This is a genomic window from Streptomyces sp. NPDC046866, from assembly GCF_040704625.1.
Taxonomy (GTDB): domain Bacteria; phylum Actinomycetota; class Actinomycetes; order Streptomycetales; family Streptomycetaceae; genus Streptomyces.
In genome coordinates, this window is the sequence record NZ_JBEYXN010000001.1 from 260,332 (window position 1) to 286,129 (window position 25,798).

Sequence of the window (25,798 nt, forward strand, 5' to 3'; positions counted from 1 at the left end):
GCTACCGGCCGATCGTCGGTGATCGGTTCGTGACCACAGGCTGATACCGGACCGGTACCGTACGCTCGCGTCCGGGCGGAATCAGTGCTCCGGGTCACTCCGGAAGGGCCTTCGCGTCTCGTCCCGTCGGTTGTCATCGTCGGTTCCGCCGGTCAGCCCTTGCTGCTCAGCACGGCCTGCATGACGGCCTTGGCCACGGGGGCGGCGAGGCCGCCGCCGCTGATGTCGTCGCGGCTGGCGTCGCTGTCCTCGATGACGACGGCGACGGCGACCGGGCAGCTGCCGTCCGCGGCCTTGGCGTAGGAGATGAACCAGGCGTAGGGGCGCTTGGCGTTCTTCTCGCCGTGCTGGGCGGTACCGGTCTTGCCGCCGACGACCACGCCCTTGATCTTGGCGTTGCCGCCGGTGCCGTTCTCGACGACGTTGACCATCATCTGCTGGATCTTCTGCGCGTTCGCGGCGGAGAGCGGGCGGCTCATCTCCTGCGGCTCGTGCTTCTCGATCACGTCGAGGTTGGGCGCGGTGAGCTGGTCGACCATGTACGGCTTCATCAGCTTGCCGTCGTTGGCGATGGCGGCGGTGACCATGGCCATCTGCAGCGGCGTGGCGGCGGTGTTGAACTGGCCGATGGAGCTCTGGGCGTTGCCGTCCTTGCCCATGGTCTTGTCGTAGACGCTCGCGAACGCGCGGACCGGGGTGTCGATCTTGTCGTTGTTGAAGCCGAACTTCTGCGCCGTCTCGACCATCTTGTCGCGGCCGACCTTGTCGCCGAGGTTGGCGAAGACCGAGTTGCAGGAGACCTTCAGCGCGTCGTTGAGGCTGGCCTTCTCGCACCCGAGGGCGTGGTTGACCATCGGGGTCCGGGTGCCGGGGAGGAAGTACGGCTCCGGGGTGTCGGTCGGCGCGTTGATGTCGATGACGACGCCGTTCTCCAGGGCCGCCGCCGCGGTGACCACCTTGAAGGTGGAGCCCGGCGGGTAGGTCTCGCGCAGGGCGCGGTTGACCAGCTTCTTGTCCTCGCTGTCCTTCAGCTCGACCCAGGCCTTCTCGTCGGACTTGGAGTTGCCGGCGAAGGTGGAGGGGTCGTACGAGGGCTTGCTGACCAGCGCCAGGATGGCGCCGGTGCGCGGGTCGATCGCCGCGACGGCGCCCGTCTTGTCGCCGAGCTTCTCGTACGCGGCCCTCTGCACGTCCGGCATCAGCGTGGTGACCACGTTGCCGCCGGCCTTCTTCTCGCCGGTGAACATGCCGATGGTGCGGTCGAAGAACAGCCGGTCGTCGTTGCCGGTGAGGATCTTGTCCTCGAGGGATTCGAGCTGCGTGGAGCCGAAGGCCTGGGAGGCGTAGCCGGTGACCGGTGCCCACAGCGCGCCTTCGGTGTAGGTGCGCTTGTACTTGTAGTCGCTGCCGTTGGTGACGGCGGAGCCGGTGATGGCCTGCCCGCCGGCGACGATGATGTTGCCGCGCTGGGTGGCGTACTGGGCGATCTGGACCCGGCGGTTCTCCTTGCGCGTGCTGAGCTCCTCGGCGGACACGTACTGGAGCCAGTTCGTGCGGACCAGCAGGGCGAGGATGAGCAGCCCGCAGAAGATGGAGATGCGGCGCAGGGGCTTGTTCATGACGGACGGACCACCTGGGTCATCTCGGAGTCGGGGGACGGTGCGGGGGCCGGCGCGGGGCGGCGTGCGGTGTCGCTGATCCGGATGAGGATCCCGATGAGGGCCCAGTTGGCGAGGACGGAGGAACCGCCGGACGCCAGGAAGGGCATGGTCATACCGGTGAGGGGGATGAGGCCCATGACGCCGCCGGCGACCACGAAGATCTGCAGGGAGAAGGCTCCGGAGAGGCCGATGGCGAAGAGCTTGCCGAAGGGGTCGCGGGCGGCGAGGGCGGTGCGGACGCCGCGCTCGATGATCAGCCCGTACAGCAGGAGGAAGGCCATGACGCCCGCGAGGCCGAGTTCCTCGCCGACGGTGGAGAAGATGAAGTCGGAGTTGGCGGCGAAGCCGATGAGGTCCGAGTTGCCCTGGCCCCAGCCGGTGCCGAGGACGCCGCCCGAGCCGAAGCTCATGATCGACTGGCCGACCTGCTCGCAGGCGCCGGACTTCGAGTAGCAGGCGAAGGGGTCGAGCCAGGCGGTGACGCGGGCCTTGACGTGGCTGGCGGTGGCGCCGACCACGGCCGCGCCGCCGACGCTCATGAGCAGGCCGATCACGATCCAGCTGGTCCGCTCGGTGGCGACGTACAGCATGATCACGAACATGCCGAAGAAGAGCAGCGAGGTGCCGAGGTCGTTCTCGAAGACCAGGATGAGCAGGCTCATCGCCCAGATCATCAGGATCGGGCCGAGGTCGCGGCCGCGCGGCAGGTAGAGGCCCATGAATCGGCGCGAGGCCAGGGCGAGCGCGTCGCGCTTGACCATCAGGTAGCCGGCGAAGAAGACCGCGATGACGATCTTCGCGAACTCGCCCGGCTGGATGGAGAAGCCGCCGACGCTGATCCAGATCTTGGCGCCGAAGACGTCGGCGCCCAGGCCCGGGATCACCGGCAGGATCAGCAGGACCAGCGAGGCCGCCATCGAGATGTACGTGAAGCGCTGGAGGGTGCGGTGGTCCTTGAGCAGCAGCAGGACGCCGGCGAACAGGGCGATCGCCACCGCGGTGTACATCATCTGGCGGGGGGCCGATTCGGAGAAGCCGCCGAAGCTGCGCTTGGCGAGGTTCTGCAGCCGCTCGGACTGGTCCAGGCGCCAGATCAGCACGCAGCCGAGCCCGTTGAGCAGGGTGGCGATGGGCAGCAGCAGCGGGTCGGCGTACTTGGCGTAGCGGCGTACGACGAGGTGGGCGAGGCCTGCGAGGACGATGAGGCCGCCGCCGTAGACGAGCATGCCGGGGGGCAGCTCGCCGTGGATCGACAGGCCCACGTTGGCGTAGGCGAAGATCGGGATGACCACGGCGAACACGAGCAGCAGGAGCTCGGTGTTGCGCCGGCTCGGCAGCTCGATGGCGCCGATGGTGGTCGTGTTGGTGACAACGCTCATGGTGTGGCAGGCCCCCTGCGCCCGCGTGTGACTACTGCTTCCCGCACAGACTGACCAGCTGCTGCTCTGCCGCGGTCAGGCTGGGACCGGATGTCTGGCCGTTCTGCGTCTCCGCGTTGCGGCGCTCTTCGTCCTTCTTACACGCGGAAACCTGCACGCCGAGTTCATCGATCTTCTGCTTGGCCCCGCCGAGGCTGGTCTCGCTGATGGTCGCCTCGACCTGCTTGCGCTTGAAGGGCGGCAGGTACTTCAGTTCGATGTCGGTGCGGTCGGTCTCCACCGTGGAGAGCTCCAGCGGGCCGAGTTTCTGGCTGATGCCGCGGAACAGCGCGACGTGGTCGCCCTTGACGCCGATGTAGTACTGCGTCTGGGTCCAGCGGTGCGCAGCGTACAGGCCTCCGCCGACGACCCCGGCCACGATCAGCAGGATCAGGGTCCGGGCGGTCCACTTGCGCCCTTTGCTGCGGCGCCTGCGGGGGTTGTCGTAGGTGTCGTCGAAGCGGGCTTCGTCGTCGTACGGCTCGGGGTCGCCGAAGCTGCCGTACGTACCGCCGCCCTGGGGCTGGCCGCCCTGCTCGGGGTAGCCGTAGCCGGGTACGTCTCCGCTGCCGGGGGGCCCGAAGGCGCCGGCGGGCGGCGGGGCCTGGCGGCCCAGGCGCGCGGCGCGGCCCGCCGGGGTCTGCATGGCGCCGCCGTCGAAGAGCTGGTGCTGGTTCTCGGCGACCGCGCCGACGACGACCGGGGTGTCGTTGAGCTGGGCGGCGAGGGTGTCGCCGCTGTCGGTGTCGAGGACGTCGGCGACGATGCAGGTGATGTTGTCCGGTCCGCCGCCGCGCAGGGCGAGCTGGATCAGGGACTGCACGGTCTCGTGCGGGCCGTGGTAGTCGGCGAGGGTCTCCTCCAGCGTCTGGTGGGAGACGACGCCGGACAGGCCGTCGGAGCAGATCAGGTAGCGGTCGCCGGCGCGGACCTCGCGGATCGACAGGTCGGGCTCGACGGTGTCGCCGCTGCCCAGGGCCCGCATCAGCAGGGACCGCTGCGGGTGGGTGGTGGCCTCCTCCTCGGTGATGCGGCCCTCGTCGACGAGCCGCTGCACCCAGGTGTGGTCCTGCGTGATCTGCGTCAGGACGCCGTCGCGCAGCAGGTAGGCGCGGGAGTCGCCCACGTGGACGAGGCCGAGGCGCTGTCCCGTCCACAGCAGGGCGGTGAGCGTGGTGCCCATGCCCTCCAGCTGGGCGTCCTCCTCGACCATGACGCGCAGCTGCTCGTTGGCGCGCTGCACGGCGGTGCCGAGCGAGGTGAGGATGTCGGAGCCCGGCACGTCGTCGTCGAGCTGCACGAGGGAGGAGATCACCTCGGAGCTGGCGACCTCGCCTGCGGCCTGGCCGCCCATGCCGTCGGCGACCGCGAGGAGACGGGGGCCGGCGTAGCCGGAGTCCTCGTTGCCCTCGCGGATCATGCCCTTGTGAGATCCGGCGGCGAACCGCAGGGACAGACTCATGCGCACCTGCCCTGTCGACGCTTCCTCGGGGTACAACCGGTCTCGAGCCACACTGCCCACCCTCCGGTCGGGAGCGCGCTCGGGTCCGTGTCCTGGGTGGGACGGACTGCCGCGGCTCGCTCGCTCCGCTCGCTCATTACTCGTACTACTTCCGCAGCTCGATGACGGTCTTGCCGATGCGGATCGGGGCGCCCGGAGGAATGGGCGTCGGGGTGGTCAGCCGGGTCCGGTCGAGGTACGTGCCGTTCGTGGACCCGAGATCCTCGACGATCCACTGGCCGTCACGGTCGGGGTAGATCCTGGCATGGCGGCTGGAGGCGTAGTCGTCGTCCAGCACGATCGTGGAGTCGTGGGCGCGGCCCAGGGTGATCGTCTGGCCGGCGAGGGCCACCGTGGTGCCCGTGAGGGTGCCTTCGGAGACGACGAGCTTGGTGGGCGCTCCGCGACGCTGGCGCTGCTGCGGGGGCGCGGCGGCCTGGCGGCCGCCCTGCTGCGGGGCTCCTGCGCCGCTGCCGCGGCGCGAGCCGCGCTGTGTGACGCGCGTGCCGAAGAGGTCGCTGCGGATGACCTGGACGGCCACGATGACGAACAGCCACAGAACGGCCAGGAAACCCAACCGCATGACCGTCAGGGTCAGCTCTGACATTGCCCCCGCTTCACCCTTCGGCTTGCCGGTAAATGATGGTGGTGCTGCCCACGACGATCCGCGAGCCGTCGCGGAGCGTAGCGCGGGTGGTGTGCTGCCCGTCCACCACGATGCCGTTGGTGGACCCGAGATCCTGGATCGTCGAGGGCGTTCCGGTCCGGATCTCACAGTGCCGGCGCGAGACGCCGGGGTCGTCGATCCGCACGTCGGCTTCGGTGCTGCGGCCGAGCACGAGCGTGGGGCGGGAAATCTGGTGGCGGGTGCCGTTGATCTCGATCCAGTGGCGCCGGGTGCCGCCGCCGGAGGGCGCGGGGGCCGGGCCGCCCGCGCCCGGCCGGCCCGCGGGCGCGCCCGGAGGCGGTCCGGCGGGCATCGGCGGCGCGGCGACCGGCGGGTAGCCGTAGCCGCCCTGCTGGGGCTGCTGCGGCTGGGGCTGGGAGGTGCTGGCGGCGAGGGTGCGGCTGCGGACCCGGTAGAGGCCGGTGTCGAGGTCCTCGGCCTTCTCCAGGTGGACCTTGATCGGTCCCATGAAGCTGTAGCGCTGCTGCTTCGCGTAGTCGCGCACGAGGCCGGCGAGCTCGTCGCCGAGCTGCCCGGAGTAGGGGCTCAGGCGCTCGTAGTCGCCCGCGCTGAGCTCCACGATGAAGTCGTTGGGGACGACGGTCCGCTCGCGGTTCCAGATCGTGGCGTTGTTGTCGCACTCCCGCTGGAGGGCTCCGGCGATCTCGACGGGCTGGACCTCGGACTTGAAGACCTTGGCGAAGGTGCCGTTCACCAGACCTTCGAGTCGCTGCTCGAACCGCTTCAGAACTCCCATGGGGCACCTCCTCCTCGTTGTCGCCCCTGTACTGCTTACTGATCGTATCCACGCGTGGCGGATTCGGGTGGTTCCCCCTGTGTCCTGTGCGGACAAGTGTTGGTCCTCACAAGGGATCGTAGGGGTGCGCAAGGGACAGTGTCCCGCACCGGGAGCGCTGTGCGGGAGGGGCGCTCGGGGGCCGCTTCCGGGGGGCCGGGGAAAGCGATGTGATTCCACCCCCGATGACGTGCTAATGTTTCGACGTCGCCAGGGGGACGGCCCGAAAGGGAAGAACCACTGGGACGCTGCTCGGGCGAGTGGCGGAACGGCAGACGCGCTGGCTTCAGGTGCCAGTGTCCTTCGGGACGTGGGGGTTCAAATCCCCCCTCGCCCACTGACAGAACCCCTGGTTCGGAGAAATCCGAACCAGGGGTTCTTTCGTTGTCCCTGCGCCGTGTCGGCGGTGTGAGGTGCGTCGTACGGGCAACTCCCCTGGTCCTTCCCCGATCTGGCGGGCCGGACGATCATGCGGCTTCAGGACGGCGGGAGTTGTCCGCCGCGAGCGGTGTCTTTCGAAACGGCGACTTTCGTCGGGCGGGACGCGACGAAAGGGGGGAGCCCCGGCGGGGTCGGGGTGTCTAGGGTCGGCGCGTGGATGTGACGGCGAAGACGCGGGCGGGCTGGGACTGGCTGAAGGGGCCGGAGCCGTGGAGCCCGCGGATCCTGGCGGCGGACCTGGCGCTCGCCGCGGTGGTGGTGCTGCTCGGCCTGGGCGTGGAGGAGCTCGACCACGGCAGCACGGCGCGGATGGCGGCGAGCGCCGTCGCCGTGGTGGCCCTGGTGCTGCTGCGGCGCCGGCTGCCGGTCGCGACCCTGGTCGCGGCCGGAGCCGTGACGCCGTTCCTGCCCGGGGCCCTGCTGATCACGATCGTGCTGGGCTGGTCGGCGGGGCGCCGGATCGTCGGCGTGGGCCGGGCGCTGGCGGCGTTCACCGCGGCGTTCCTGGCGCAGGTCGCGCTGAGCGTGGTCGAGCAGTGGTCGCAGATGCGGCCCGTGCCGGTGATCGTGTTCTCGACGCTGATGTTCCTGGTCACGACGGTGATGCCCGGTCTGGCCAGCCGGTACTGGTCGCAGCGCCGGACGCTGCTGCGGGCGCTGCAGGAGCGCAACGGGCAGCTGATGCGCGAGCGGGCGATGGTGGCCGGGCAGGCCCGGCTGCGGGAGCGGCAGCGCATCGCCCAGGACATGCACGACAGCCTGGGCCACCAGCTGGCGCTCATCTCGGTGCACACCGGCGCCCTGGAGGTCGACCCGGAGCTCACCGACCGCCAGCGCGAGGCCGTCGGGGTGCTGCGGCAGGCCTCTGTGTCGGCGATGCACGAGCTGCGCGAGGTCGTGGGGATCCTGCGCGACGGGGTGGAGGCGCCCGTCCCGGTGGAGGAGGCGCAGCCCGCGGCCCGGGGTGTGGCGGGCATCACGGGGATCGTGGAGGCCGCGCGGAGCGCCGGGACCGACGTGCGCCTGACGACGGCGGGGCGGCCGAGGCCGCTGGCCGCGGCGTGCGACCACGCGGCGTACCGGATCGTGCAGGAGGCGCTGACCAACGCCTACAAGCACGCGCCGGGGGCGGCCATCGCGGTCGCGCTGCGGTACGAGGACGATTCGCTGGTGGTGGAGATCGCCAACGGGCCGGCGGCCGGGGCGGGCGCCGGCGAGGTGGTCTCCGGCGGGCAGGGCCTGACCGGGCTGCGGGAGCGGGCGCGGCTCGTGGGCGGCATGGTGCACGCGGGCCCCGCCGAGGGCGGCGGGTTCCGGGTGGCCGGGGTGCTGCCGTACGGGGCGGAGCCGGCCGGTGCGGAAGACGTCGCCGACGACTTCGGGCAGCAGGCGCAGGCCCTGGCGGCGGCGGCCGGCGCACCGCCGATGGACTGGGCGGCCGTGGACCGGGAGCTGCTCGTGCGCGGGCGCAGCCGGGCCGGCGGGGTCGCGCTGGGCTGCGGGATCGCGGTCGCGGCGCTCGTGGTGCTGGTGATCGTCGTCGGCGCGGGCGTGGCCATGCTGGTGGGCTCGGTGGGCAAGGCGATGATCAGCCGGGAGGAGTACGACCGGGTCCGGGTCGGCGACGCGGAGCAGGCCGTACGGGAGCGGCTCCCCCAGGGCGACAGCTTCCTGACCGACGGCCTCGACCGGCGCGGGCCCGAGCGGCCGGCGGGCGCGAGCTGCGTGGCGCTGCTGTCGACGGAGGACTCCGCGATGACCACCGATACGGTTTTCCGGTTCTGCTTCAAGGACGGCAGGCTCGTCGACAAGCAGGCGTACGAGGTCGAGCGGTAGGAGCGCGCGTGACAGCCAAGGTGATCCGGGTCGTGATCGCTGACGACGAGCCGCTGATCCGCGCCGGGATCCGGATGATCCTCACCTCGGCGCCGGACGTCGAGGTGGTGGCCGAGGCGGCGAACGGCCGCGAGGCCGTGGAGCAGGCCCGCGCGCACACCCCGGACGTGGTGCTGCTGGACCTCCAGATGCCGGTGATGGACGGCCTGAGCGCGCTCGGCGAGCTGCGCCGGGCCGCGCCCGAGGTGCGGGCGCTGGTCCTGACCACCTTCGGGGAGAAGGAGAACGTCCTGCGGGCGCTCGGCGAGGGCAGTGCGGGATTCCTGCTGAAGGACTCGGCGCCGGGCGAGCTGATCGGCGCGGTGCGGGCTGCGGCCGCCGGGGACGCCTACCTCTCGCCGGGTGCGACCCGGCACGTGGTGGACCAGCTGGCCTCGGGACGGGCCGCGGCGCGGGCGGAGGAGGCCCGGCGGCGGATCGCCGGGCTGAGCGAGCGGGAGCGCGGGGTGCTGGCGCTGCTGGGCGAGGGGCTGTCCAACGCGGACGCGGGCCGGCGGCTGCACATGAGCGAGGCGACGGTGAAGACGTACGTCAGCCGGATCCTCGCGAAGCTGGGCTGCGAGAACCGCGTCCAGGCCGCCCTGCTGGCCAGGGACGCCGGGCTGTAGATACGGTCGGGCCCGAAATGTTGATGTTGGCCGCCGGCCCGTACGGGCCGTACGTGCGGCCGGAGCGGGGGCGGCACGCATGGCGATGACGGAACAGCACGCGGTGGAGACGGGCGCGGCGGTGGACGGCGGGCGGATACCGGCCGTTCCGGGCTTCGCACCGCGGGATGTGGCGGGCTCGCCCAAGGCGGCCGGCAAGGCGCTGCGCGCGCGGGTGCCGCGTTCGGCGCACGCGCGCTTCGAGCTGCCCGCCGGGCGCCCGGACGCGGTGCGCGCGGTGGAGGAGTCCAACGCGGGGCGGGTCGCGGCGCTGACGCCGATACGGGTCGGGCGGATGGCGGCCAACCCGTTCGCCTTCCTGCGCGGCTCGGCCGGGCTGATGGCGCACGACCTGACCACCGGGCCCGTCACCGGGGTCGGCGCGCAGATCTGCGGCGACGCCCACGCGGCGAACTTCGGCCTGTACGGCGATGCCCGCGGCGGCCTGGTGATCGACCTCAACGACTTCGACGAGACCGTCTTCGGACCCTGGGAGTGGGACCTGAAGCGGCTGGCGGCCTCGCTGGTCCTGGCCGGCCGGGTGGCCGGCGCCGACGAGGACACCTGCCGGGCGGCCGCGCGGGACGCCGTCGGCGCCTACCGGGGCACCCTGCGGCTGCTGGCCAAGCTGCCCGCGCTGGACGCGTGGAACGCCATCGCGGACGAGGAGCTCGTCTCGCACGCCGACGCCCACGACCTGATGGGCACCCTGGAGCGGGTCTCGGAGAAGGCCCGCAACAACACCTCGGCCCGGTTCGCCGCCAAGTCGACCGAGCCGGGTCCCGACGGCGGGCTGCGCTTCGTGGACGCGCTGCCCGTGCTGCGCCGGGTCGGGGACGCGGAGGCGGCGGCCGTGGCGGCCTCGCTGGGGCCGTACCTGAAGACGCTGCAGGGCGACCGGCTGCCGCTGCTGGCCCGGTACGCGATCCACGACGTGGCGTTCCGGGTCGTGGGCACCGGGAGCGTGGGCACCCGCTCGTACGTGGTGCTGCTGCTGGACCACCGCGGTGAGCCGCTCGTCCTCCAGGTGAAGGAGGCGCGGCCGTCGGTGCTGCTGCCGCACCTGCCGGCGGTGGGCTTCGAGCCGGCGCCGGAGGTGCACGAGGGGCGCCGGGTGGTGTCGGGGCAGCAGCGGATGCAGGTGGTCTCCGACATCCTGCTGGGCTGGACCACGGTGGAGGGGCGCCCGTACCAGGTGCGGCAGTTCCGCAACCGCAAGGGCAGCGTGGACCCGGCGGCGCTGGCCGCGGACCAGATCGACGACTACGGCCGGATGACCGGTGCCCTGCTGGCCCGGGCGCACGCGCACAGCGCCGACCCGCGGCTGCTGGCCGGCTACTGCGGCAAGAGCGACGAGCTGGACGAGGCGATCGCCGCGTTCGCCGTGGCCTACGCCGACCGCAGCGAGGCCGACCACGCCGACCTGGTGGCGGCGGTGCGGTCCGGGCGGATCGCGGCCGAGGCCGGGGTCTGAGCGGAGCCGCCGGCCAGGGGCGCAGGTCACGGTCCCGGGTCGATGTTCCACGTGAAACATCGGCCCCGGACGGGCGGCCTTAGGGTGGCCGGGTGAGCGAGCAGCAGACTGACGAGACCGCCGCCGGGGACACCGGCACCTCCGAGGAGCGTCCCGAGGCCCGCCTGGAGCGGGCCGTGCGGGCCGCCGAGCAGGCGCTGATCGAGTTCGAGATCGCGGTGGAGACCTTCCGGGTCGAGGTGGACAACTTCTCCCGCCTGCACCACCAGAAACTCGGCCCCATGTACGCGCGGCTCGACGAGCTGGATGCGCTGATCGCCGAGGCGAAGGCGGCGCGCACCGGTGACGCCGAGGACCTGCGCCTGGCCCGGGAGGCCCGCTCGCTGGTGATGCCGATGCCGGGCGTGGACGAGCTGTTCCACGACTGGATGGGCGCGGACGGGATCTCCGACGACGCCGGCGCCATGCTCACCGACCGGCCGGTGCAGCCCCCGCAGCGGGTGCGCCCCACCGACGAGGTGCGCCGCCTCTACCGCGAGCTGGTCCGCCTGGCCCACCCGGACCTGGCCCCGGACGAGGCCGAGCGGGCCCGCCGCGACGGCTTCATCGCGCGGGTGAACGCGGCGTACGGGCGGGGCGACGAGCAGGTGCTGCGCGCGCTGGCCGAGGAATGGGCGGCCGGCCCCGTACCGGAGGAGGTGCGGCGGCTGACGGAGAGCGAGGAGCTCTACGCCCGCCTGGAGTGGCTGGCCCGGCGCAAGGAGCTGCTGTCCGTGGTGGCCCGGGAGCTGGAGGACAGCGCCATCGGGGCGATGCTGCGGATGGCCCCGGACGACCCGGACCGCCTGCTGGAGGAGATCGCCGAGCAGCTGCTGGCCCAGGTCTCCGAGAAGGAGGCCCGGCTGGCGGCCCTGTCCGCCGGGTGAGCCGGGCCGGGCGGGGTGCCGGCTCGGCTAAGTTGGAAGTCCTACCTGCGACGAGAGAAGGCCACGTATGAACTTCGGACCGCTTCCCTCGGTGGACGCCGCCGCGGTGCCCTCCGAAGGCTTTGTCCTGGACGTCCGTGAGGACGACGAGTGGGCCGCGGGCCATGTCGAAGGCGCGCTGCACATCCCGATGAGCGACTTCGTGGCCCGCTTCGGAGAGCTGGCCGAGGCGGTCGAGGACGGCCGCCGGGTGCACGTGATGTGCCGCGTCGGCGGGCGCTCCGCCCAGGTCACCCAGTACCTGGTGCGCCAGGGCATCGACGCCGTGAACGTCGACGGCGGGATGCAGGCGTGGGAGGGCGCCGGGCGTCCGATGGTGACGGACAACGGCAGCCCGGCCTTCGTGCTGTAGGAAGGCCGCCTCAGGCCAGGGCATGGGCGGCCAGGAGGTCGCCCAGTGCCTCCTCGTGGGCGGCGGCCGGCCCGAGCTGGAGCTCCAGCTGCTTGGCCCACGCGTGGTAGCGGTGCAGCGGGTAGTCGGTGTCGGCGCCGAAGCCGCCGTGCAGGTGCTGCGCCGTCTGCACGACCCGGCGCACGCCCTCCGCGGCCCAGATCTTGGCGACGGCGATGTCCCCCGCGGCGGGCAGCGGGCCGCCGGCTCCGCCGGTCGCCGCGTCGATCCGCCAGGCGGCCTGCCAGAGGGTGGCCTCCATGGCGCGCAGGTCGATGTAGCGGTCCGCGGCCTGGACGGCGACCGCCTGGAAGGTGGCCACCGGGAAGCCGAACTGCTCCCGCTTGCCCGTGTACTGGCTGGTCATGGCCAGCACGGCCGTGCCGAGGCCCAGCGCGAGCGCGCAGGTGCCGGTGGTGAGGAGCTGGTGGAGCCGCTCCCAGGCCCCGGGGCTGTCCATGAGGTGCGTGGCCGGCACCCGGACGCCGTCGAGGTGCAGTTCGGCGAACCGCTCCCCGCTGGTGGAGAACTGGTCGGCCAGGGTGAGGCCCTCGGCGCCGCGCGGGAGGAGCGCGAGGACGGCCGTGCCCTCCCCGGTGTGCGCCGGTACGGCGATCCAGTCCGCGCCGTGCGCCCAGGGGACGGCGGTCTGGACCCCGTCGAGCACCCACGGCCCGTCGGTGTCCCGACGGGCGGTGACGGCGAGTTCGGCGGGATCGTGGCCGCTGCGTCCGTGTGCGGCGGCGGTGAGGACGAGCTGCCCGCTGCCGGCACCGGGCAGGAGTGCCGAGGCCAGCCGGGGGCTGCCGTGGGCCTGGACGGCCAGGGCGGTGGCGCAGTGCTCCAGCAGCGGGACCCGGGCCAGCACCTTCGCGGCCTCGCGCAGCACCAGGCACAGCGCGATCGCATCCAGGCCGGCGCCGCCGTACTCCTCGGACACCACCAGGCCCAGCAGGTCCGAGGCGGCGAGCCGGGCCCACAGGGGCCGGTCGAAGTCGTCGGCGACGGCGCCGGGGGTCAGGGCGGGGCTGGGCACGCCGTCGAGCGCGACGCCGGAGAAGACGGCCCGCGCCGCCTCGACGGCGGCCTGCTGCTCCTCGGTGAAGGTGAAGTCCACTGCCTGTCCTCCCGCGCGCACCGGCACCCGCAGGCCCCTCTTCCGGGACAGCGGATCTGACGGAGCGTCAAGATAGAGCAGCTTGCGGGAATTGGACAGGCCCCGGTCGGCCCCGTCCGCCGGCCCGGGCCCGCGCAGCGGGCGGGCCCGGGAGGGTGCTACACCGCGCGGCGTGCCGGTGCCGGCGTTGTGCAACCGCGCGGCGTGCGGCTCAGCGGTCGAAGTCGATCTCGACTTCCTCGGTCACCGCGTGCGACTGGCAGGCCAGGACGAACCCGGCCTCGGTCTCCTCCGCCTCCAGGGCGAAGTTCCGCTCCATCCGGACCTCGCCGGTCACCAGGAAGGCCCGGCAGGTGCCGCACACCCCGCCCTTGCAGGCGTACGGGGCGTCGGCGCGGTTGCGCAGCACCGTGTCCAGCAGGGATTCCCCGTCCTGGATCGGCCAGGTGCCCGAGCGGCCGTCGAGCCGTGCCGTGACCTTGCCGTGGGCGGGCGCCGACGCTGCGGCGGCGCGGACCGGCGCCGTGGCGTCCTCGACGTGGAAGACCTCCTCGTGGATGCGGGTCCGTGCCACGCCGAGCGCGCCCAGCGCCTTCTCCGCCTCCACCACCAGGCCGTACGGCCCGCACAGGAACCAGCCGGTCACCTCGGCGACGGGCAGCAGCGCGGGCAGCAGCCCCGTCAGCCGCTCCTGGTCCAGCCGCCCGGACGGCAGCCCGGCCTCCTGCTCCTCCCGGGACAGGACCGTGACGAGCTGGAACCGGTCCGGGTAGCGGTCCTTGAGGTCGGCGACCTCCTCCAGGAACATCGTGGACGCGGCCGTGCGGTCGCTGCGCACCAGGCAGAACCGGGCGTCCGGCCGGGCCGCGAGCAGCGTCGCCGCGATGGACAGCACCGGGGTGATGCCGCTGCCGCCGACGATCGCCGCGTAGTGGGCGGCGGCGGGGGCGGCCGCCGGCTCCAGGACGAACCGCCCGGCCGGGACCATCACGTCCAGCACGTCCCCGGCGGCGACCTCCTTGTGGGCGAAGGTGGAGAACTCCCCGCCCTCCACCAGGCGCACACCGACCTGCAGCCGCTGCGGGCCGGGGCCCGCCGGGTCCGGGGCGGGCGAGCAGATCGAGTACGTGCGGCGGATCTCCGTGCCGTCCGGGACCGTGCGGCGCAGGGTGAGGTGCTGGCCCGCGGCGTGCAGGTACTCGGCCCGCAGCTCCTCGGGGACGGCCAGCGTCAGCGCCACGGAGTCGTCGGTGAGCCGGTCGACCGCCGCCACCGTCAGCCGGTGGAAGGCTCCGTGGCGCGCGGGGCGGCCCGGGCCCGGCGTGGGCGACGGCGTGGACGCGGCCATCTACAGCTCCTTGAAGTGGTCGAACGGTTCACGGCAGGCGGTGCAGCGGCGCAGCGCCTTGCAAGCGGTGGAGGAGAACCGGCTGAGCAGTTCGGTGTCGGTCGACCCGCAGTGCGGGCAGCGGACCGACAAGGTGAGGGGGACCGGCCCGCCGGCCGCGTGCGGCCGCGGCGGGGCGATGCCGAACTCGGCGAGCTTGCGCCGGCCTTCGGCGCTGATGTCGTCGGTGGACCAGGCGGGCGAGAGCACGGTGCGCACCCGGACCTCCGGTATGCCGTGGCCGGTCAGCGCCCGCTCGATGTCCGCGGACATGGCCTCGATGGCCGGGCATCCCGTGTACGTGGGGGTGAGGGTGACCTCGGCGTGGCCGTCCTCGTCCACCCGCACCCCGCGCACCACGCCGAGCTCGGCCAGCGTGAGCACGGGCAGCTCGGGGTCGGGCACGGAGCCCGCCAGCGCGGCCAGCTCCGCCTCCAGGCGGCTCATGCCCCCGGCGCCGCCCGCCTCCGGGGTGTTCCCGGGACGGGCTTCGGAGCCGGCTGCACGGTCCGGCTGCGTCACCACGACGCCCCCGGATGGCTGCGGTGCAGGTGCTGCATCTCGGCGAGCATCCGGCCGAACGGCTCAGTGTGCAGGCCCTGGCGGCCCGCTCCGGCGGCCCAGGCGCCGGTGCGCGGGCCCTCGGGGAGGGCGAGCCCGGCACGCTCCAGTACGCCGCCCAGCGCGGCCAGCCAGCGGGCCTCCAGGGCGGTCCAGTCGACGGCGTCGATCCCCTCGACCGGCTGGAACATCTCGCCGGTGTACTTCCACAGCGCATCGAGCGCGGCCCGCATGCGCCGGGTGCTCTCCTCGGTGCCGTCGCCCAGGCGCAGGGTCCACTGCTCGGCGTGGTCGCGGTGGTAGGCCGTCTCCTTGACCGCCTTGGCGGCCAGGCCGGCGAACGGGCCGTCCCCTCGCGCCAGTTCCGCGTACAGCTCGTGCTGGTACAGGGAGAAGTACAGCTGGCGGGCGATCGTGTGCGCGAAGTCCCCGTTCGGCTGCTCCACCAGCTGCAGGTTGCGGAAGGACCGCTCCTCGCGCAGGAAGGCCAGCTCGTCCTCGTCGCCCACCATGGACAGCAGGACGCGGGCCTGGCCGAGCAGGTCGAGTGCGATGTTGGCGAGGGCGACCTCCTCCTCCAGGACGGGGGCGTGCCCCGCCCACTCGCCGAGGCGGTGGGAGAGCACCAGCGCGTCGTCCCCCAGCGCGAGGGCCGCCGCTGCGGTGGCGTCGGTGAGGCCGGCGGTGTCGGTGCCGGTCACGGCGTCAGTCCCGGTCACAGGTGGTTCACCCCCTCGGGGATCTCGTAGAAGGTCGGGTGCCGGTAGGGCTTGTCGGCGGCCGGGGCGAAGAACGGGTCCCGCTCGTCCGGCGAAGAGGCGGTGATCTCCGCGGAGGGCACCACCCAGATGGAGACGCCCTCGCTGCGCCGGGTGTACAGGTCGCGGGCGTTGCGCAGGGCCATCTCCGCGTCGGGCGCGTGCAGGCTGCCCGCGTGCGTGTGCGAGAGGCCGCGCCGTGAGCGCACGAACACCTCCCACAGCGGCCAGTTCTGCGTCATACCCGTGCCTCCTCGTTCGTCGCCGCGGCAGGTGCCGCCGCGTGCTTGTGTGCATAGGCGGCGGCCGCCTCCCGGACCCACGCGCCTTCCTCGTGCGCCCTGCGGCGCTGGCCGAGCCGCTGCTCGTTGCACGGTCCGTTGCCCTTGAGGACGTCCCAGAACTCGGCCCAGTCGATGGCGCCGAAGTCGTGGTGCCCGCGCTCCTCGTTCCACTTCAGGTCCGGGTCGGGCAGGGTCAGGCCGAGCGCCTCGGCCTGCGGGACGGCGATGTCCACGAAGCGCTGGCGCAGCTCGTCGTTGGAGTGCCGCTTGATCCGCCAGGCCATGGACTGCGCCGAGTGCGCCGACTCGTCGTCCGGCGGGCCGAACATCATCAGCGAGGGCCACCACCAGCGGTTCACCGCGTCCTGAGCCATCGCGTGCTGCTCCGGCGTGCCCTGCGAGAGGGCGAGGAGCAGCTCGTACCCCTGGCGCTGGTGGAAGGACTCCTCCTTGCAGATCCGGACCATGGCGCGGGCGTACGGCCCGTAGGAGCAGCGGCACAGCGGCACCTGGTTGGTGATCGCGGCGCCGTCCACGAGCCAGCCGATCGCGCCGACGTCGGCCCAGGTCAGCGTGGGGTAGTTGAAGATCGACGAGTACTTCTGCTTGCCCGCGTGGAGCTTGTCCAGCAGCTCGTCGCGGCTGGTGCCCAGGGTCTCGGCCGCGCTGTACAGGTACAGGCCGTGCCCGGCCTCGTCCTGCACCTTGGCCATGAGGATCGCCTTGCGGCGCAGCGAGGGCGCGCGGGTGATCCAGTTCGCCTCGGGCTGCATGCCGATGATCTCGGAGTGCGCGTGCTGGGCCATCTGGCGTACGAGCGAGGCGCGGTACTCCTCGGGCATCCAGTCGCGCGGCTCGACGCGCTCGTCGGCCGCCACGGCGGCGTCGAAGGCCGCCGCGAGCTGCGCCCCGAGGTCTGCCCCGAGGGCCGTGTCCTGCCCCGATTCCGGGGTCACTGCCACCATCCCGGCCCCCTGCCAGAGTTTGTTGACCGTCCGTTGTCACCGCCCGACCGACCGATCGTTCGGTTCATGCTCTTCAATGGTGAGACGGGGGCCCGTAGGGTGTCAACCTCTGCGGTCGACCTGTGGACGAACCCTGTGGACGCCGAACGATCGGGGGGCGATGGAAGCGAACGAGCGGGAGGCCGCGGAAGGGGCCCTTCCACCGCCCGGATCCGCCGTCGCGCGGCCGCCGTCCCGCGAGCCCGGGATCGCCGGGCTGTCCGCCCCGTACCGGGTCGTCGCGGCCCTCGCCGTCGCCGTCACCGCCCTCGCCGTCTGCGGGCACCTCGGGATGGTCTTCCTGCACGTCGCGCCGACCAACACGGTCAGCAAACGCCACGCCGAGGCGATCGACGACTGGATCTACCCCGAGTTCGAGCAGAACTGGAAGCTCTTCGCCCCCAACCCGCTCCAGCAGAACATCGCCGTCGAGGCTCGCGCGGAGGTCCGCACGCGCGGGGGCGAGCTGGTCACCGGGCCCTGGCACGACCTGTCCGCCGAGGACGGCGCCGCCATCCGGCACAGCCTGCTGCCCAGCCACACCCGGCAGAACCAGCTGCGGCGGGCCTGGGACTTCTACACCGGCTCCCACGACGACGACAACCGCGCCAACGGCGAGCGGGGGGAGCTGTCGGAGCAGTACCTGAAGCGGATCGCGCTGGACCGGCTCCCCGAGGCCGGAGCCGGGGCGGGCACCGCCGCCGACGGCGCCGGCGCGGGGGGCACGGTCGTCCGGATCCAGGTGCGATCGGCGACGCGCGCCGTGGCCGCCCCGCGGTGGAGCGACGAGAAGACCGACACGCAGACGTACTACCGGGAGCTTCCGTGGTGGAGGGTGTGAGACGGGCGCGGGCCGCCGCGCGCGGGGCGCTCGCGAAAGCCACCGGGCAGGCGCTGGGCCCGTACCAGAGCGCCGTGGTCCGCATGGGCTTCTCCGCGACCTGGCTGTTCTTCCTCCTGCGGGAGTACCCGAACCGGCACGCGCTGTACGGGCCCGACGGCCCCTGGAGCTGGGCGCTGGCGCGCCGGCTGGTCGACTCCAACCACGCCTTCACGCTGCTGCTGTGGACGGACGCGCAGCCGTGGTTCGAGCTCGTGTACGCGGTCGCCGTGCTGGCGAGCGCGCTGATGGTGCTGGGCTGGCGGACCCGGGCCACGTCCGTGGTGTTCATGGCGGGCGTGCTGTCGCTGCAGAACCGCAGCGTGTTCGTGGGCGACGGCGGGGACAACGTCATCCACCTGATGGCGATCTACCTGGTGCTCACCCGGTGCGCGCAGGTGTGGTCGCTGGACGCGCGGCGGGCCCGGCTGCGGGGATCGGCCGCGCGGGGGGCCGCCGGGCCGGTGCTGTGGGGCCTGCTGGGCGCGGTGTTCGCGTACGGGGCGGTCACCGCGCAGTTCGGCCTCGGGTGGGTGGCGGCCTTCGCGGCGCTGTGGGTGGCCACCGCGGTGTGGTGGATGGTCGAGCGGTACGCACCCCGGGGCGAGGGGCGGGCGCTCCTGGACGTCCTGGCCAACCTGGTGCACAACGCCGCCATGCTGGTGATCATGGCGGAGGTGTGCCTGATCTACGCGACGGCCGGGTGGTACAAGATCCAGGGGTCGCGGTGGCAGGACGGGACCGCGCTGTACTACCCGCTCGGGCTGGACTACTTCAGTCCGTGGCCTGAGGTGTCGGGGGTGCTGGCGGGGAGCGGGACGGCGGTGATGCTGCTGTCCTACGGGACGGTGGCGGTCCAGGTCGCCTTTCCGTTCACGGTGTTCCAGCGGCGGGTGAAGAACGTGCTGCTGGGGGTGATGATCGTGGAGCATGCGGGGATTGCGGTGTTGCTGGGGCTGCCGTTCTTCTCCCTGGCGATGATCGCCGCTGACGCGGTGTTCCTGCCGACGGTCTTCCTGGCGGGGGTCGGTGGGGCGGTCACCCGTGCGCGGGCTCGGCTGCGGGCTCCTGGGCGGGGCCCTGCGGAGCCGGTCGCTTCCGGGGCCGGGGCCCCGGGGCCGGGCCCCAGGCCTGCCGCCGAGGCCGGCTAGGCGCTGCCCCTTGGCCGCTGCGCGGAGCGTTTCCCCTCCCCGCCCCTTCCCGAAACCGGGCTCCGCCCGGACCCGGTTCGCCTCCAGCGCCGGCGGGGCTCAGAGATCGGGGCTCCGCTCCGGGCCCCGCGCCTCAAACGCCGGCGGGGCTGGATTTGCCGGCGGGGGTGGGTGGGGTCGGCTGGGGTGGGCGGGGTCGTAGGGTCGGGGTATGGGTGAGGTGTGGGAGTGGCGGGGTGTCGGTGATGAGGGGCTTGTGCTGTTGGACGGGTTCCATGCCCTCAAGCACGCCCTGCGGTTCGGGGCCGAGGTGCGCGATGTCGTCGCCGAGGAGCCGGAGGCCGCGCTCGCGCTCGCCGCTGCACTGGCCCCGGACGTCCAGGACCGGCTGGGGCGGCTCGTGCGGCAGGGCGACCTGAGGGAGCTGGTCGGGCGGGTGCATCCGACCGGGGTGGCGGCGCTCGCCGTGCGGCCCGACGGGGAGGAGGGGCGGGCGCGGCTGCGGCGGCGGCCGCGGAACGCGCCGATCGTGGTGCTCGACGACCCCAAGAACCTGGGGAACGTCGGGGCCGTCGTGCGGCTCGCCGCCGGGTTCGGGGCCACGGGGGTCGTCACCCGGGGCAGTCTGGATCCCTGGCACCCGAACGTCGTGCGGGCCGGAGCCGGGCTGCACTTCGCCACCACCGTCGACCGGGTGACCCTCGAGAGCCTGCCCGAGGGGCCCGTCTACGCGCTCGACCCGGAGGGCGAGGACATCCGTGCCCTCACCCTCCCGGACGATGCGCTGCTGGTCTTCGGCTCCGAGCGGCACGGCATCTCACCCGAGCTGCGCGCCCGGGCCGATCACCTGGTGTGCCTGCCCATGCGGCCGCAGGTGTCCAGCTACAACCTGGCCACCAGTGTGGCCATGGCCTTGTTCCACTGGGGCGGGCCGCCGCCGGCGCCCGCCCCCGCCGAGGCCGGTTAGGCCTGGCGCCGGACCTCCACCATGCGGAAGCGGTTCGAGACGAAGGCGCCGTCGCACAGGGCGGCGTTGGCCGCCGGGTTGCCGCCCGAGCCGTGGAAGTCGGAGAAGGCCGCGGTCTGGTTCACGTAGACCCCGCCGGTCAGGTTCAGCGACAGCTGCGCCGACTCCTCCAGGCAGACCTCCTCGATCGCCCGCTCCGTCTCCTCCGAGGTCGTGTACGCGCCGACGGTCATGGCGCCCTTCTCGCGCACCGTGCGCCGCAGCAGCTCCAGCGCATCGGCCGTGGAGTCCACCGCCACCGCGAAGGAGACCGGGCCGAAGCACTCCGAGAGGTACGGGGCGGAGTCGTCCGGCTTGGAGCCGTCCAGCTTCACCATGACGGGAGTGCGGACCACCGCGTCCGGGAACTCGGGGTTCACCACCTCGCGGGAGGCCAGCGCGACCTCGCCGAGCCCGGCAGCCGCCTCCAGGCGGGCCTTGACGTCCGGGTTGACCAGGGCGCCCAGCAGCGCGTTCGCCCGGGCGTCGTCGCCCAGGAGGCCGCCGATCGAGGCCGCGAGGTCGGCGACGACCTCGTCGTACGACTTGTGGCCGGCGTCGGTCTCGATGCCGTCGCGCGGGATCAGCAGGTTCTGCGGGGTGGTGCACATCTGGCCGCTGTACAGGGACAGGGAGAAGGCCAGGTTCCCCAGCATGCCCTTGTAGTTGTCGGTGGAGTCCACCACGACCGTGTTGACGCCGGCCTTCTCGGTGTAGACCTGCGCCTGGCGGGCGTTGGTCTCCAGCCAGTCGCCGAACTCCGTCGAGCCCGTGTAGTCGATCAGCTTGATCTCGGGGCGCACGGCGAGGGTCTTGGCGATGCCCTCGCCGGGCCGCTCGGCCGCCAGCGCGACCAGGTTCGGGTCGAAGCCGGCCTCCGCCAGGACCTCGCGGGCCACCTGCACCGTGAGCGCCAGCGGGAGCACGGCGCGCGGGTGCGGCTTGACCAGCACGGCGTTGCCGGTGGCGAGGGAGGCGAACAGGCCCGGGTAGCCGTTCCACGTCGGGAAGGTGTTGCAGCCGATCACCAGCGCGATGCCGCGCGGGGCGGCGACGAAGCGCTTGTCCAGGTTCAGCGGGTCCTTCTTGCCCTGCGGCTTGGACCAGTCGGCGCGGCCCGGGACGCGGGTCTGCTCCTCGTACGCGTAGGCCACCGCCTCCAGGCCGCGGTCCTGCGCGTGGGGGCCGCCCGCCTGGAAGGCCATCATGAACGCCTGGCCGCTGGTGTGCATGACCGCGTGCGCGAACTCGTGCGTGCGCGCGCCGATCCGGGCCAGGATCTCGATGCAGACCAGGGCGCGGGCCTCGGGGCCGGCGTCCCGCCAGGCGCCCATGCCGGCGCGCATCGCGGGCAGCAGCACGTCGGGGTCGACGTGCGGGTACTCGACGCCCAGCTCGGGGCCGAAGGGGGACACCTCGCCGCCCGCCCAGCCGTCGGTGCCGGGCTGGCCGAGGTCGAACCGGGTGCCGCGGACGGCCTCGAAGGCGGCCAGCCCGTCGGCGGGGGCGGTCTCGCCGTACGCCTTCGGGTGCTCGGGGTGCGGGGACCAGTAGGCGCGGCTGCGGATGGCCTCCAGCGCCTGGTCCAGGGTGGGCCGGTGCTTGGCGGTCAGGGCAGTCAGCGGGGGGAGGGTGGACTCGGCGGCCATCAGGGACCAACTCCTCGTTGAGCCGGGCAAGATCAGCTGGGTCGCAGACTGAGATCAGGCAAGGGCGGGTGAAGAAGAGCAGACTGGAGTTAGAGTAACCGAACGATCGGTCGGGACAAGAGGGCCCGGCAGCCCTGTGGATAACCCGGTGCGGGAGGATCAGGACATGACAGCAATCGAGCGGTCCCGCACTGTGGCGGTCGTCGGCGCCGGCACCATGGGCCAGGGCATCGCCCAGGTCGCCCTTCTTGCAGGTCACCGGGTGCTGATCTACGACATCAACGCCGCCCTCGCCGCCGACGGCGTGGGCATCGTCCAGGACCGCGTCGAGCGGATGGCCGCCAAGGGCCGCCTCGACCGCACCGAGGCGGAGGAGGCGATCGGCCGGATCGCCGCGGCCCCGGTCCTCGCCGACCTCGCCGACGCCGCGCTCGTCATCGAGGCGGTCGTCGAGGACGTCACCGTCAAGAAGACCCTCTTCGCGGCACTCGAAGAGGTGGTGGCGCCGGACGCCCTGCTGGCGACGAACACCTCCTCCCTCTCCGTGACGGAGCTCGCGGGCGGCCTCGCCCACCCCGGCCGCTTCCTCGGCCTGCACTTCTTCAACCCGGCCCCGCTCCTCCCGCTCGTCGAGGTGGTCAGCGGTTTCGCGACCGACCCGGCCGCCGCCGGGCGCGCGTACGCCACCGTCCTGGGCTGGGGGAAGACCCCGGTCCGCTGCGCCGACACCCCCGGCTTCATCGTCAACCGGATCGCCCGCCCCTTCTACGCCGAGGCCTTCGCGGTGTACGAGGAGCAGGGCGCCGACCCGGCCACCATCGACGCCGTGCTGCGCGAGTGCGGCGGCTTCAAGATGGGCCCCTTCGCACTGACCGATCTGATCGGGCAGGACGTCAACGAGGCCGTCACCCGCTCGGTGTGGGAGTCGTTCTTCCGGAGCCCGAAGTTCACCCCTTCGCTCGCGCAGCGCCGCCTGGTCCAGTCGGGCCGCCTCGGCCGCAAGTCGGGCCACGGCTGGTTCCCGTACGGCCCGGACGCCCCGGCGGCGCTCCCGCACACCGCGGGCCCCGAGAAGGCCCCGGAGGAGGTCACCGTCGTCGGCGACCTCGGCCCGGCCGCGGAGCTCGCCGTCCTGATGGAGGAGGCGGGGATCGCGGTCACGGCCACCGAGCACGGCGGCCCGTACATCCAGCTGCCCGGCGAGGGCCAGCTGGTCCTCGCGGACGGCAAGACGTCGATCGAGTTCGCGGACGTCGTCTACTTCGACCTGGCGCTCGACTACCGCGGCGCCACCCGCATCGCCCTGTCCGCCGGCGCGGACACCAGCGAGCGGACCCTCGCCGAGGCCGTCGGCCTCTTCCAGAAGCTCGGCAAGCAGGTCTCCGTGATCGGCGACGTGCCCGGCATGATCGTGGCCCGCACGGTCGCCATGCTGATCGACCTGACCGCGGACGCGGTCGCCCGGGGCGTGGCCAGCGCCGAGGACATCGACACCGCCATGCGGCTCGGCGTCAACTACCCCCTCGGTCCCGGCGAGTGGCACGAGCGGCTCGGTCGCGACTGGGCGTACGACCTGCTGCACCACCTCGACGAGCGCTGCCCCGGCGGCCGCTACGCGCCCTCGCTGGCCCTGTTCAAGCTCGGCTACGCGGAGGACGCGGAGGCGGACGTTCCGGAGGTGGAGGGCGCATGACCACCGCCAGGCGGGACACCTATACCCCGGAGTCGCTCCTGACGGTCGCGGTCCAGGTCTTCAACGAGCGCGGCTACGACGGCACCTCCATGGAGCACCTCTCCAGGGCGGCGGGCATCTCGAAGTCCTCGATCTACCACCACGTGGCCGGCAAGGAGGAGCTCCTCAACCGGGCCGTCAGCCGCGCGCTGGACGGGCTCTTCGCCGTGCTGGAGGAGCCCGGAGCCCTGCGCGGGCGGGCGGTCGAGCGCGTCGAGTACGTCACGCGCCGCACGGTCGAGGTGCTGGTCGCCGAGCTGCCGTACGTGACGCTGCTGCTGCGGGTGCGGGGCAACACGCGCACCGAGCGCTGGGCGCTGGAGCGCCGGCGCGAGTTCGACCACCAAGTGGCGGAGCTGCTCAAGGCGGCCGCGGCGGACGGGGACCTGCGGGCGGACGTGGACATCCGGCTGGCCACCCGCCTGCTGTTCGGCATGGTCAACTCGCTGGTCGAGTGGTACCGCCCGCACCCGGGCACCACGCCCGACGAACTCGCCGACGCCGTGGTGCACATGGCCTTCGACGGCCTGCGGACGCTCCGCGGCTAGGCCGATGCGCGCGGCGGGCGGCCGGCCAGCCCCCGCGCAGAACGGCCGAAAAACTGTGCGATCAAGTGTCCCCCCGGCGAGGTACGCTGTCCGCGACTCAAACCTGAGCGCGTTCAAAAAACAAAATGGGGGGGCCGGTGCGCAATCGCCGACTCGTACTTTCCGCTGCCGTAGCCGTGGCGGCCAGCCTCGGCGCGGTCCTGGCGCCGGGCATGGCCCAGGCCGCCGGTCCGGCAGCACCCGTGGCCCAGGGGGCGCCCGTGGCGGGCGCCCCGTCGGATTCGCTGCCGAAGCCGACGGCCACCAGGACGTTCCACAGCGGGGCCGAGAAGTCGGTCCGCAAGACCCCGTCCGCCACCGCGCCGGCCAAGGGCCTCCAGGCCGCGCCGCAGGTGGCCACGGCCGGCAACCCGGACCTCGCCGTGGTCCTCAACGCCTGGGCCACGTCCGCGCACGGCGTCGAACTGCAGTCCACGCTCATGAGCGTCCCGGGCGCCACGCTCAAGGTCACTTACGACTGGGGTGACGGCAGCCCCGTCGACACCGCCGACGGCGCCCCGGGCGCCGAGGTGAAGCTCGCGCACCGCTACGCCGAGCTCGGCGAGTACAACGTCAAGGTCACCGTGACGGACGCGGCGAACAACGCCGAGGTCGTCAACGAGCTCCCGCTCTCGACGGTCGGCTCGGACTTCACCCCGTACGCCCCGACCCGTCTGCTGGACACCCGCAACGGGATCGGCGGCCCGCGCGCCATGGTGAAGGCGTACAGCAGCACGAAGGTGCAGATCGCCGGCAACGGCGGCATCCCGAAGGGCGTCACGGCCGTGGCGCTGAACGTCACCGTCACCAACACCGGCTCCGCCGGGCACGTCACCGCCTTCCCCGGCGGGGGCGAGCGGCCGACCACCTCGAACCTCAACTACGAGGCCAACCAGAGCGTGCCGAACATGGTGATCGTGCCGGTCGGCAAGGACGGCACCGTCGAGCTGTACAACGGCGGCTGGGAGTCGGTCGACCTGATCGCCGACATCACCGGCTACTTCACCCAGAAGGCGTCCAGCGGCTACACCCCGATGACGCCGGCCCGCTTCGTCGACACCCGGACGGGCCTGGGCACCGCCAAGGGCCAGGTCGCCGGGCAGGCCACGTTCGGCACCCAGATCAGCGGCCAGTACGGCGTCCCGGGCGACATCACCGCGGTGGCGCTGAACGTGACCGTCACCAACCCGAAGGAGGCCGGCCACCTGACCGTCTTCCCGAGCGGCCAGTCGGCGCCCACCACGTCGAACGTGAACTTCACCGCCGGCCAGACCATCGCCAACTCAGTGATCGTCCCGGTCGGCCCGGACGGGCGGATCAACGTCCGCAACGGCGCCTGGGCCGGCACCGACGTCATCGTCGACGTCGTCGGCTACTACAGCCCCGCCAGCTCGGGCTCCTTCATGGCGGTCAAGCCGTTCCGCAGGTTCGACACCCGGACCTGGGACGGTCCGATGTACCCGCGCGGGTACATCTGGTCGGCCATCTCCCACGGCGAGGAGGGCATCGCCGGCTACGTCCTGAACGCCACGGTGACCAACACCAAGGACGCCGGTTTCCTCTCGGTCGCCCCCGACACCAACAGCCCGGACCAGTACCAGAACCACACCCAGGTCGAGCAGAGGCGGCCCACCGCGTCGACGCTGAACTGGACGGCCGGCAAGACCGTCCCGAACCTGGTCCAGGCGAGCTCCGGCGGCGTCAACGGCGTCATCGACTTCTGGAACCAGAGCTGGGACACCACCGACCTGATCGTCGACATGTTCGGCTACTACGAGACCAAGTGATCCGCCCGTAGGCGCCT

23 protein-coding genes and 1 tRNA gene are annotated in these 25,798 nt (G+C 72.7%); 12 read left to right on the plus strand and 12 right to left on the minus strand.

The genetic code is table 11. The features are described 5' to 3' along the window. Positions 1–152: 152 nt before the first annotated feature. From AB0953_RS01240 to AB0953_RS01260, 5 genes are all read right to left on the minus strand, one after another. A complete protein-coding gene (locus tag AB0953_RS01240) occupies positions 153–1,619 on the minus strand; it encodes a penicillin-binding protein 2 (protein ID WP_366857260.1) in 1,467 nt (488 codons plus the stop codon). Beyond that, positions 1,616–3,040, minus strand: a complete 1,425-nt coding sequence (locus AB0953_RS01245; protein WP_366857261.1) for an FtsW/RodA/SpoVE family cell cycle protein — start codon at positions 3,038–3,040, stop codon at positions 1,616–1,618. Before AB0953_RS01245 ends, AB0953_RS01240 begins: the two co-directional genes overlap by 4 nt. 31 nt (positions 3,041–3,071) lie before the next feature. Next, positions 3,072–4,541 carry a PP2C family serine/threonine-protein phosphatase gene (locus AB0953_RS01250; protein WP_366857262.1) on the minus strand — a complete coding sequence of 490 codons (1,470 nt, stop codon included), beginning with the start codon at positions 4,539–4,541 and terminating at the stop codon, positions 3,072–3,074. 145 nt (positions 4,542–4,686) lie between these two features. After that, complete coding sequence (locus tag AB0953_RS01255; RefSeq protein ID WP_366857263.1) at positions 4,687–5,187, minus strand: FHA domain-containing protein; 501 nt, start codon at positions 5,185–5,187, stop codon at positions 4,687–4,689. A 10-nt stretch (positions 5,188–5,197) separates the two neighbouring features. Beyond that, complete coding sequence (locus AB0953_RS01260) at positions 5,198–6,004, minus strand: DUF3662 and FHA domain-containing protein (RefSeq protein ID WP_366857264.1); 807 nt, start codon at positions 6,002–6,004, stop codon at positions 5,198–5,200. Positions 6,005–6,297: 293 nt separating this feature from the next. Between AB0953_RS01260 and AB0953_RS01265 the strand changes: the two genes are divergently transcribed. The 6 genes from AB0953_RS01265 to AB0953_RS01290 all read left to right on the plus strand — a co-directional run bounded on the left by AB0953_RS01265 (position 6,298) and on the right by AB0953_RS01290 (position 11,839). After that, positions 6,298–6,380, plus strand: a tRNA-Leu gene (locus AB0953_RS01265). A 257-nt stretch (positions 6,381–6,637) separates the two neighbouring features. Continuing rightward, a complete protein-coding gene (locus AB0953_RS01270) occupies positions 6,638–8,320 on the plus strand; it encodes a histidine kinase (protein ID WP_366857265.1) in 1,683 nt (560 codons plus the stop codon). Between the two features lie 8 nt (positions 8,321–8,328). After that, positions 8,329–8,988: a response regulator transcription factor gene (locus AB0953_RS01275; RefSeq protein ID WP_366857266.1), complete on the plus strand. Its 660-nt coding sequence runs from the start codon at positions 8,329–8,331 to the stop codon at positions 8,986–8,988. A 79-nt stretch (positions 8,989–9,067) separates the two neighbouring features. Beyond that, on the plus strand, positions 9,068–10,501 hold the full coding sequence (locus AB0953_RS01280) for a DUF2252 domain-containing protein (RefSeq protein WP_366857267.1): 1,434 nt from the start codon (positions 9,068–9,070) through the stop codon (positions 10,499–10,501). 92 nt (positions 10,502–10,593) lie between these two features. Beyond that, positions 10,594–11,427: a J domain-containing protein gene (locus AB0953_RS01285; protein WP_366857268.1), complete on the plus strand. Its 834-nt coding sequence runs from the start codon at positions 10,594–10,596 to the stop codon at positions 11,425–11,427. A gap of 67 nt (positions 11,428–11,494) precedes the next feature. Continuing rightward, positions 11,495–11,839 (plus strand): rhodanese-like domain-containing protein, encoded by a 345-nt coding sequence (locus tag AB0953_RS01290; RefSeq protein WP_366857269.1) that lies wholly within the window; start codon positions 11,495–11,497, stop codon positions 11,837–11,839. A gap of 10 nt (positions 11,840–11,849) precedes the next feature. Here AB0953_RS01290 and AB0953_RS01295 read toward each other — a convergent pair whose 3' ends face one another. From AB0953_RS01295 to paaA, 6 genes are all read right to left on the minus strand, one after another. Then, positions 11,850–12,995 (minus strand): acyl-CoA dehydrogenase family protein, encoded by a 1,146-nt coding sequence (locus AB0953_RS01295; protein WP_366857270.1) that lies wholly within the window; start codon positions 12,993–12,995, stop codon positions 11,850–11,852. Positions 12,996–13,206: 211 nt separating this feature from the next. Then, positions 13,207–14,343: a 2Fe-2S iron-sulfur cluster-binding protein gene (locus tag AB0953_RS01300; protein WP_366857271.1), complete on the minus strand. Its 1,137-nt coding sequence runs from the start codon at positions 14,341–14,343 to the stop codon at positions 13,207–13,209. Then, positions 14,344–14,829, minus strand: coding sequence for a 1,2-phenylacetyl-CoA epoxidase subunit PaaD (gene paaD / locus AB0953_RS01305; RefSeq protein WP_366857272.1), 486 nt, complete (start codon positions 14,827–14,829; stop codon positions 14,344–14,346). Positions 14,830–14,900: 71 nt separating this feature from the next. Continuing rightward, positions 14,901–15,662 (minus strand): 1,2-phenylacetyl-CoA epoxidase subunit PaaC, encoded by a 762-nt coding sequence (paaC, locus tag AB0953_RS01310; RefSeq protein WP_366857273.1) that lies wholly within the window; start codon positions 15,660–15,662, stop codon positions 14,901–14,903. Next, positions 15,659–15,943 carry a 1,2-phenylacetyl-CoA epoxidase subunit PaaB gene (paaB, locus tag AB0953_RS01315; RefSeq protein ID WP_366857274.1) on the minus strand — a complete coding sequence of 95 codons (285 nt, stop codon included), beginning with the start codon at positions 15,941–15,943 and terminating at the stop codon, positions 15,659–15,661. Before paaB ends, paaC begins: the two co-directional genes overlap by 4 nt. Next, the gene (gene paaA, locus AB0953_RS01320; protein WP_366857661.1) at positions 15,940–16,827 is read right to left on the minus strand and encodes a 1,2-phenylacetyl-CoA epoxidase subunit PaaA; all 888 of its coding nucleotides are present in this window, start codon (positions 16,825–16,827) and stop codon (positions 15,940–15,942) included. The genes paaB and paaA overlap by 4 nt, the downstream gene beginning before the upstream one ends. 199 nt (positions 16,828–17,026) lie before the next feature. On the opposite strand from paaA, the gene AB0953_RS01325 reads away from it, so the two are divergent. The 3 genes from AB0953_RS01325 (at position 17,027) to AB0953_RS01335 (ending at position 19,987) form a co-directional block, all read left to right on the plus strand. Further along, complete coding sequence (locus AB0953_RS01325) at positions 17,027–17,830, plus strand: DUF5819 family protein (protein ID WP_366857275.1); 804 nt, start codon at positions 17,027–17,029, stop codon at positions 17,828–17,830. Next, positions 17,827–19,020, plus strand: coding sequence for an HTTM domain-containing protein (locus AB0953_RS01330; protein WP_366857662.1), 1,194 nt, complete (start codon positions 17,827–17,829; stop codon positions 19,018–19,020). Before AB0953_RS01325 ends, AB0953_RS01330 begins: the two co-directional genes overlap by 4 nt. 211 nt (positions 19,021–19,231) lie before the next feature. Beyond that, the gene (locus tag AB0953_RS01335) at positions 19,232–19,987 is read left to right on the plus strand and encodes a TrmH family RNA methyltransferase (RefSeq protein ID WP_366857276.1); all 756 of its coding nucleotides are present in this window, start codon (positions 19,232–19,234) and stop codon (positions 19,985–19,987) included. On the opposite strand, the gene paaN is transcribed toward AB0953_RS01335, so the two are convergent. Next, on the minus strand, positions 19,984–21,675 hold the full coding sequence (gene paaN, locus AB0953_RS01340) for a phenylacetic acid degradation protein PaaN (protein ID WP_366857277.1): 1,692 nt from the start codon (positions 21,673–21,675) through the stop codon (positions 19,984–19,986). The genes AB0953_RS01335 and paaN overlap by 4 nt on opposite strands. Positions 21,676–21,841: 166 nt before the next feature. Here paaN and AB0953_RS01345 point away from each other — a divergent pair, with 166 nt between their 5' ends. The 3 genes from AB0953_RS01345 to AB0953_RS01355 all read left to right on the plus strand — a co-directional run bounded on the left by AB0953_RS01345 (position 21,842) and on the right by AB0953_RS01355 (position 25,781). Further along, positions 21,842–23,368, plus strand: coding sequence for a 3-hydroxyacyl-CoA dehydrogenase (locus AB0953_RS01345; protein WP_366857278.1), 1,527 nt, complete (start codon positions 21,842–21,844; stop codon positions 23,366–23,368). After that, the gene (locus AB0953_RS01350; protein WP_366857279.1) at positions 23,365–23,955 is read left to right on the plus strand and encodes a TetR/AcrR family transcriptional regulator; all 591 of its coding nucleotides are present in this window, start codon (positions 23,365–23,367) and stop codon (positions 23,953–23,955) included. The genes AB0953_RS01345 and AB0953_RS01350 overlap by 4 nt, the downstream gene beginning before the upstream one ends. Before the next feature lie 176 nt (positions 23,956–24,131). Next, positions 24,132–25,781: a PKD domain-containing protein gene (locus tag AB0953_RS01355; protein ID WP_366857281.1), complete on the plus strand. Its 1,650-nt coding sequence runs from the start codon at positions 24,132–24,134 to the stop codon at positions 25,779–25,781. Positions 25,782–25,798: the final 17 nt, after the last annotated feature.

Coding starts and splice junctions, on each gene's coding strand:
- AB0953_RS01245 (WP_366857261.1), bottom strand. CDS start 3,040: ATGAGCGTTGTCACCAACACGACCACCATCGGCGCCATCGAGCTGCCG.
- AB0953_RS01335 (WP_366857276.1), top strand. CDS start 19,232: ATGGGTGAGGTGTGGGAGTGGCGGGGTGTCGGTGATGAGGGGCTTGTG.
- paaB (WP_366857274.1), bottom strand. CDS start 15,943: ATGACGCAGAACTGGCCGCTGTGGGAGGTGTTCGTGCGCTCACGGCGC.
- AB0953_RS01260 (WP_366857264.1), bottom strand. CDS start 6,004: ATGGGAGTTCTGAAGCGGTTCGAGCAGCGACTCGAAGGTCTGGTGAAC.
- AB0953_RS01325 (WP_366857275.1), top strand. CDS start 17,027: ATGGTGAGACGGGGGCCCGTAGGGTGTCAACCTCTGCGGTCGACCTGT.
- AB0953_RS01345 (WP_366857278.1), top strand. CDS start 21,842: ATGACAGCAATCGAGCGGTCCCGCACTGTGGCGGTCGTCGGCGCCGGC.
- paaN (WP_366857277.1), bottom strand. CDS start 21,675: ATGGCCGCCGAGTCCACCCTCCCCCCGCTGACTGCCCTGACCGCCAAG.
- AB0953_RS01250 (WP_366857262.1), bottom strand. CDS start 4,541: ATGAGTCTGTCCCTGCGGTTCGCCGCCGGATCTCACAAGGGCATGATC.
- AB0953_RS01240 (WP_366857260.1), bottom strand. CDS start 1,619: ATGAACAAGCCCCTGCGCCGCATCTCCATCTTCTGCGGGCTGCTCATC.
- AB0953_RS01300 (WP_366857271.1), bottom strand. CDS start 14,343: ATGGCCGCGTCCACGCCGTCGCCCACGCCGGGCCCGGGCCGCCCCGCG.
- paaA (WP_366857661.1), bottom strand. CDS start 16,827: ATGCCCGAGGAGTACCGCGCCTCGCTCGTACGCCAGATGGCCCAGCAC.
- AB0953_RS01350 (WP_366857279.1), top strand. CDS start 23,365: ATGACCACCGCCAGGCGGGACACCTATACCCCGGAGTCGCTCCTGACG.
- AB0953_RS01280 (WP_366857267.1), top strand. CDS start 9,068: ATGGCGATGACGGAACAGCACGCGGTGGAGACGGGCGCGGCGGTGGAC.
- AB0953_RS01290 (WP_366857269.1), top strand. CDS start 11,495: ATGAACTTCGGACCGCTTCCCTCGGTGGACGCCGCCGCGGTGCCCTCC.
- paaD (WP_366857272.1), bottom strand. CDS start 14,829: ATGAGCCGCCTGGAGGCGGAGCTGGCCGCGCTGGCGGGCTCCGTGCCC.
- AB0953_RS01255 (WP_366857263.1), bottom strand. CDS start 5,187: ATGTCAGAGCTGACCCTGACGGTCATGCGGTTGGGTTTCCTGGCCGTT.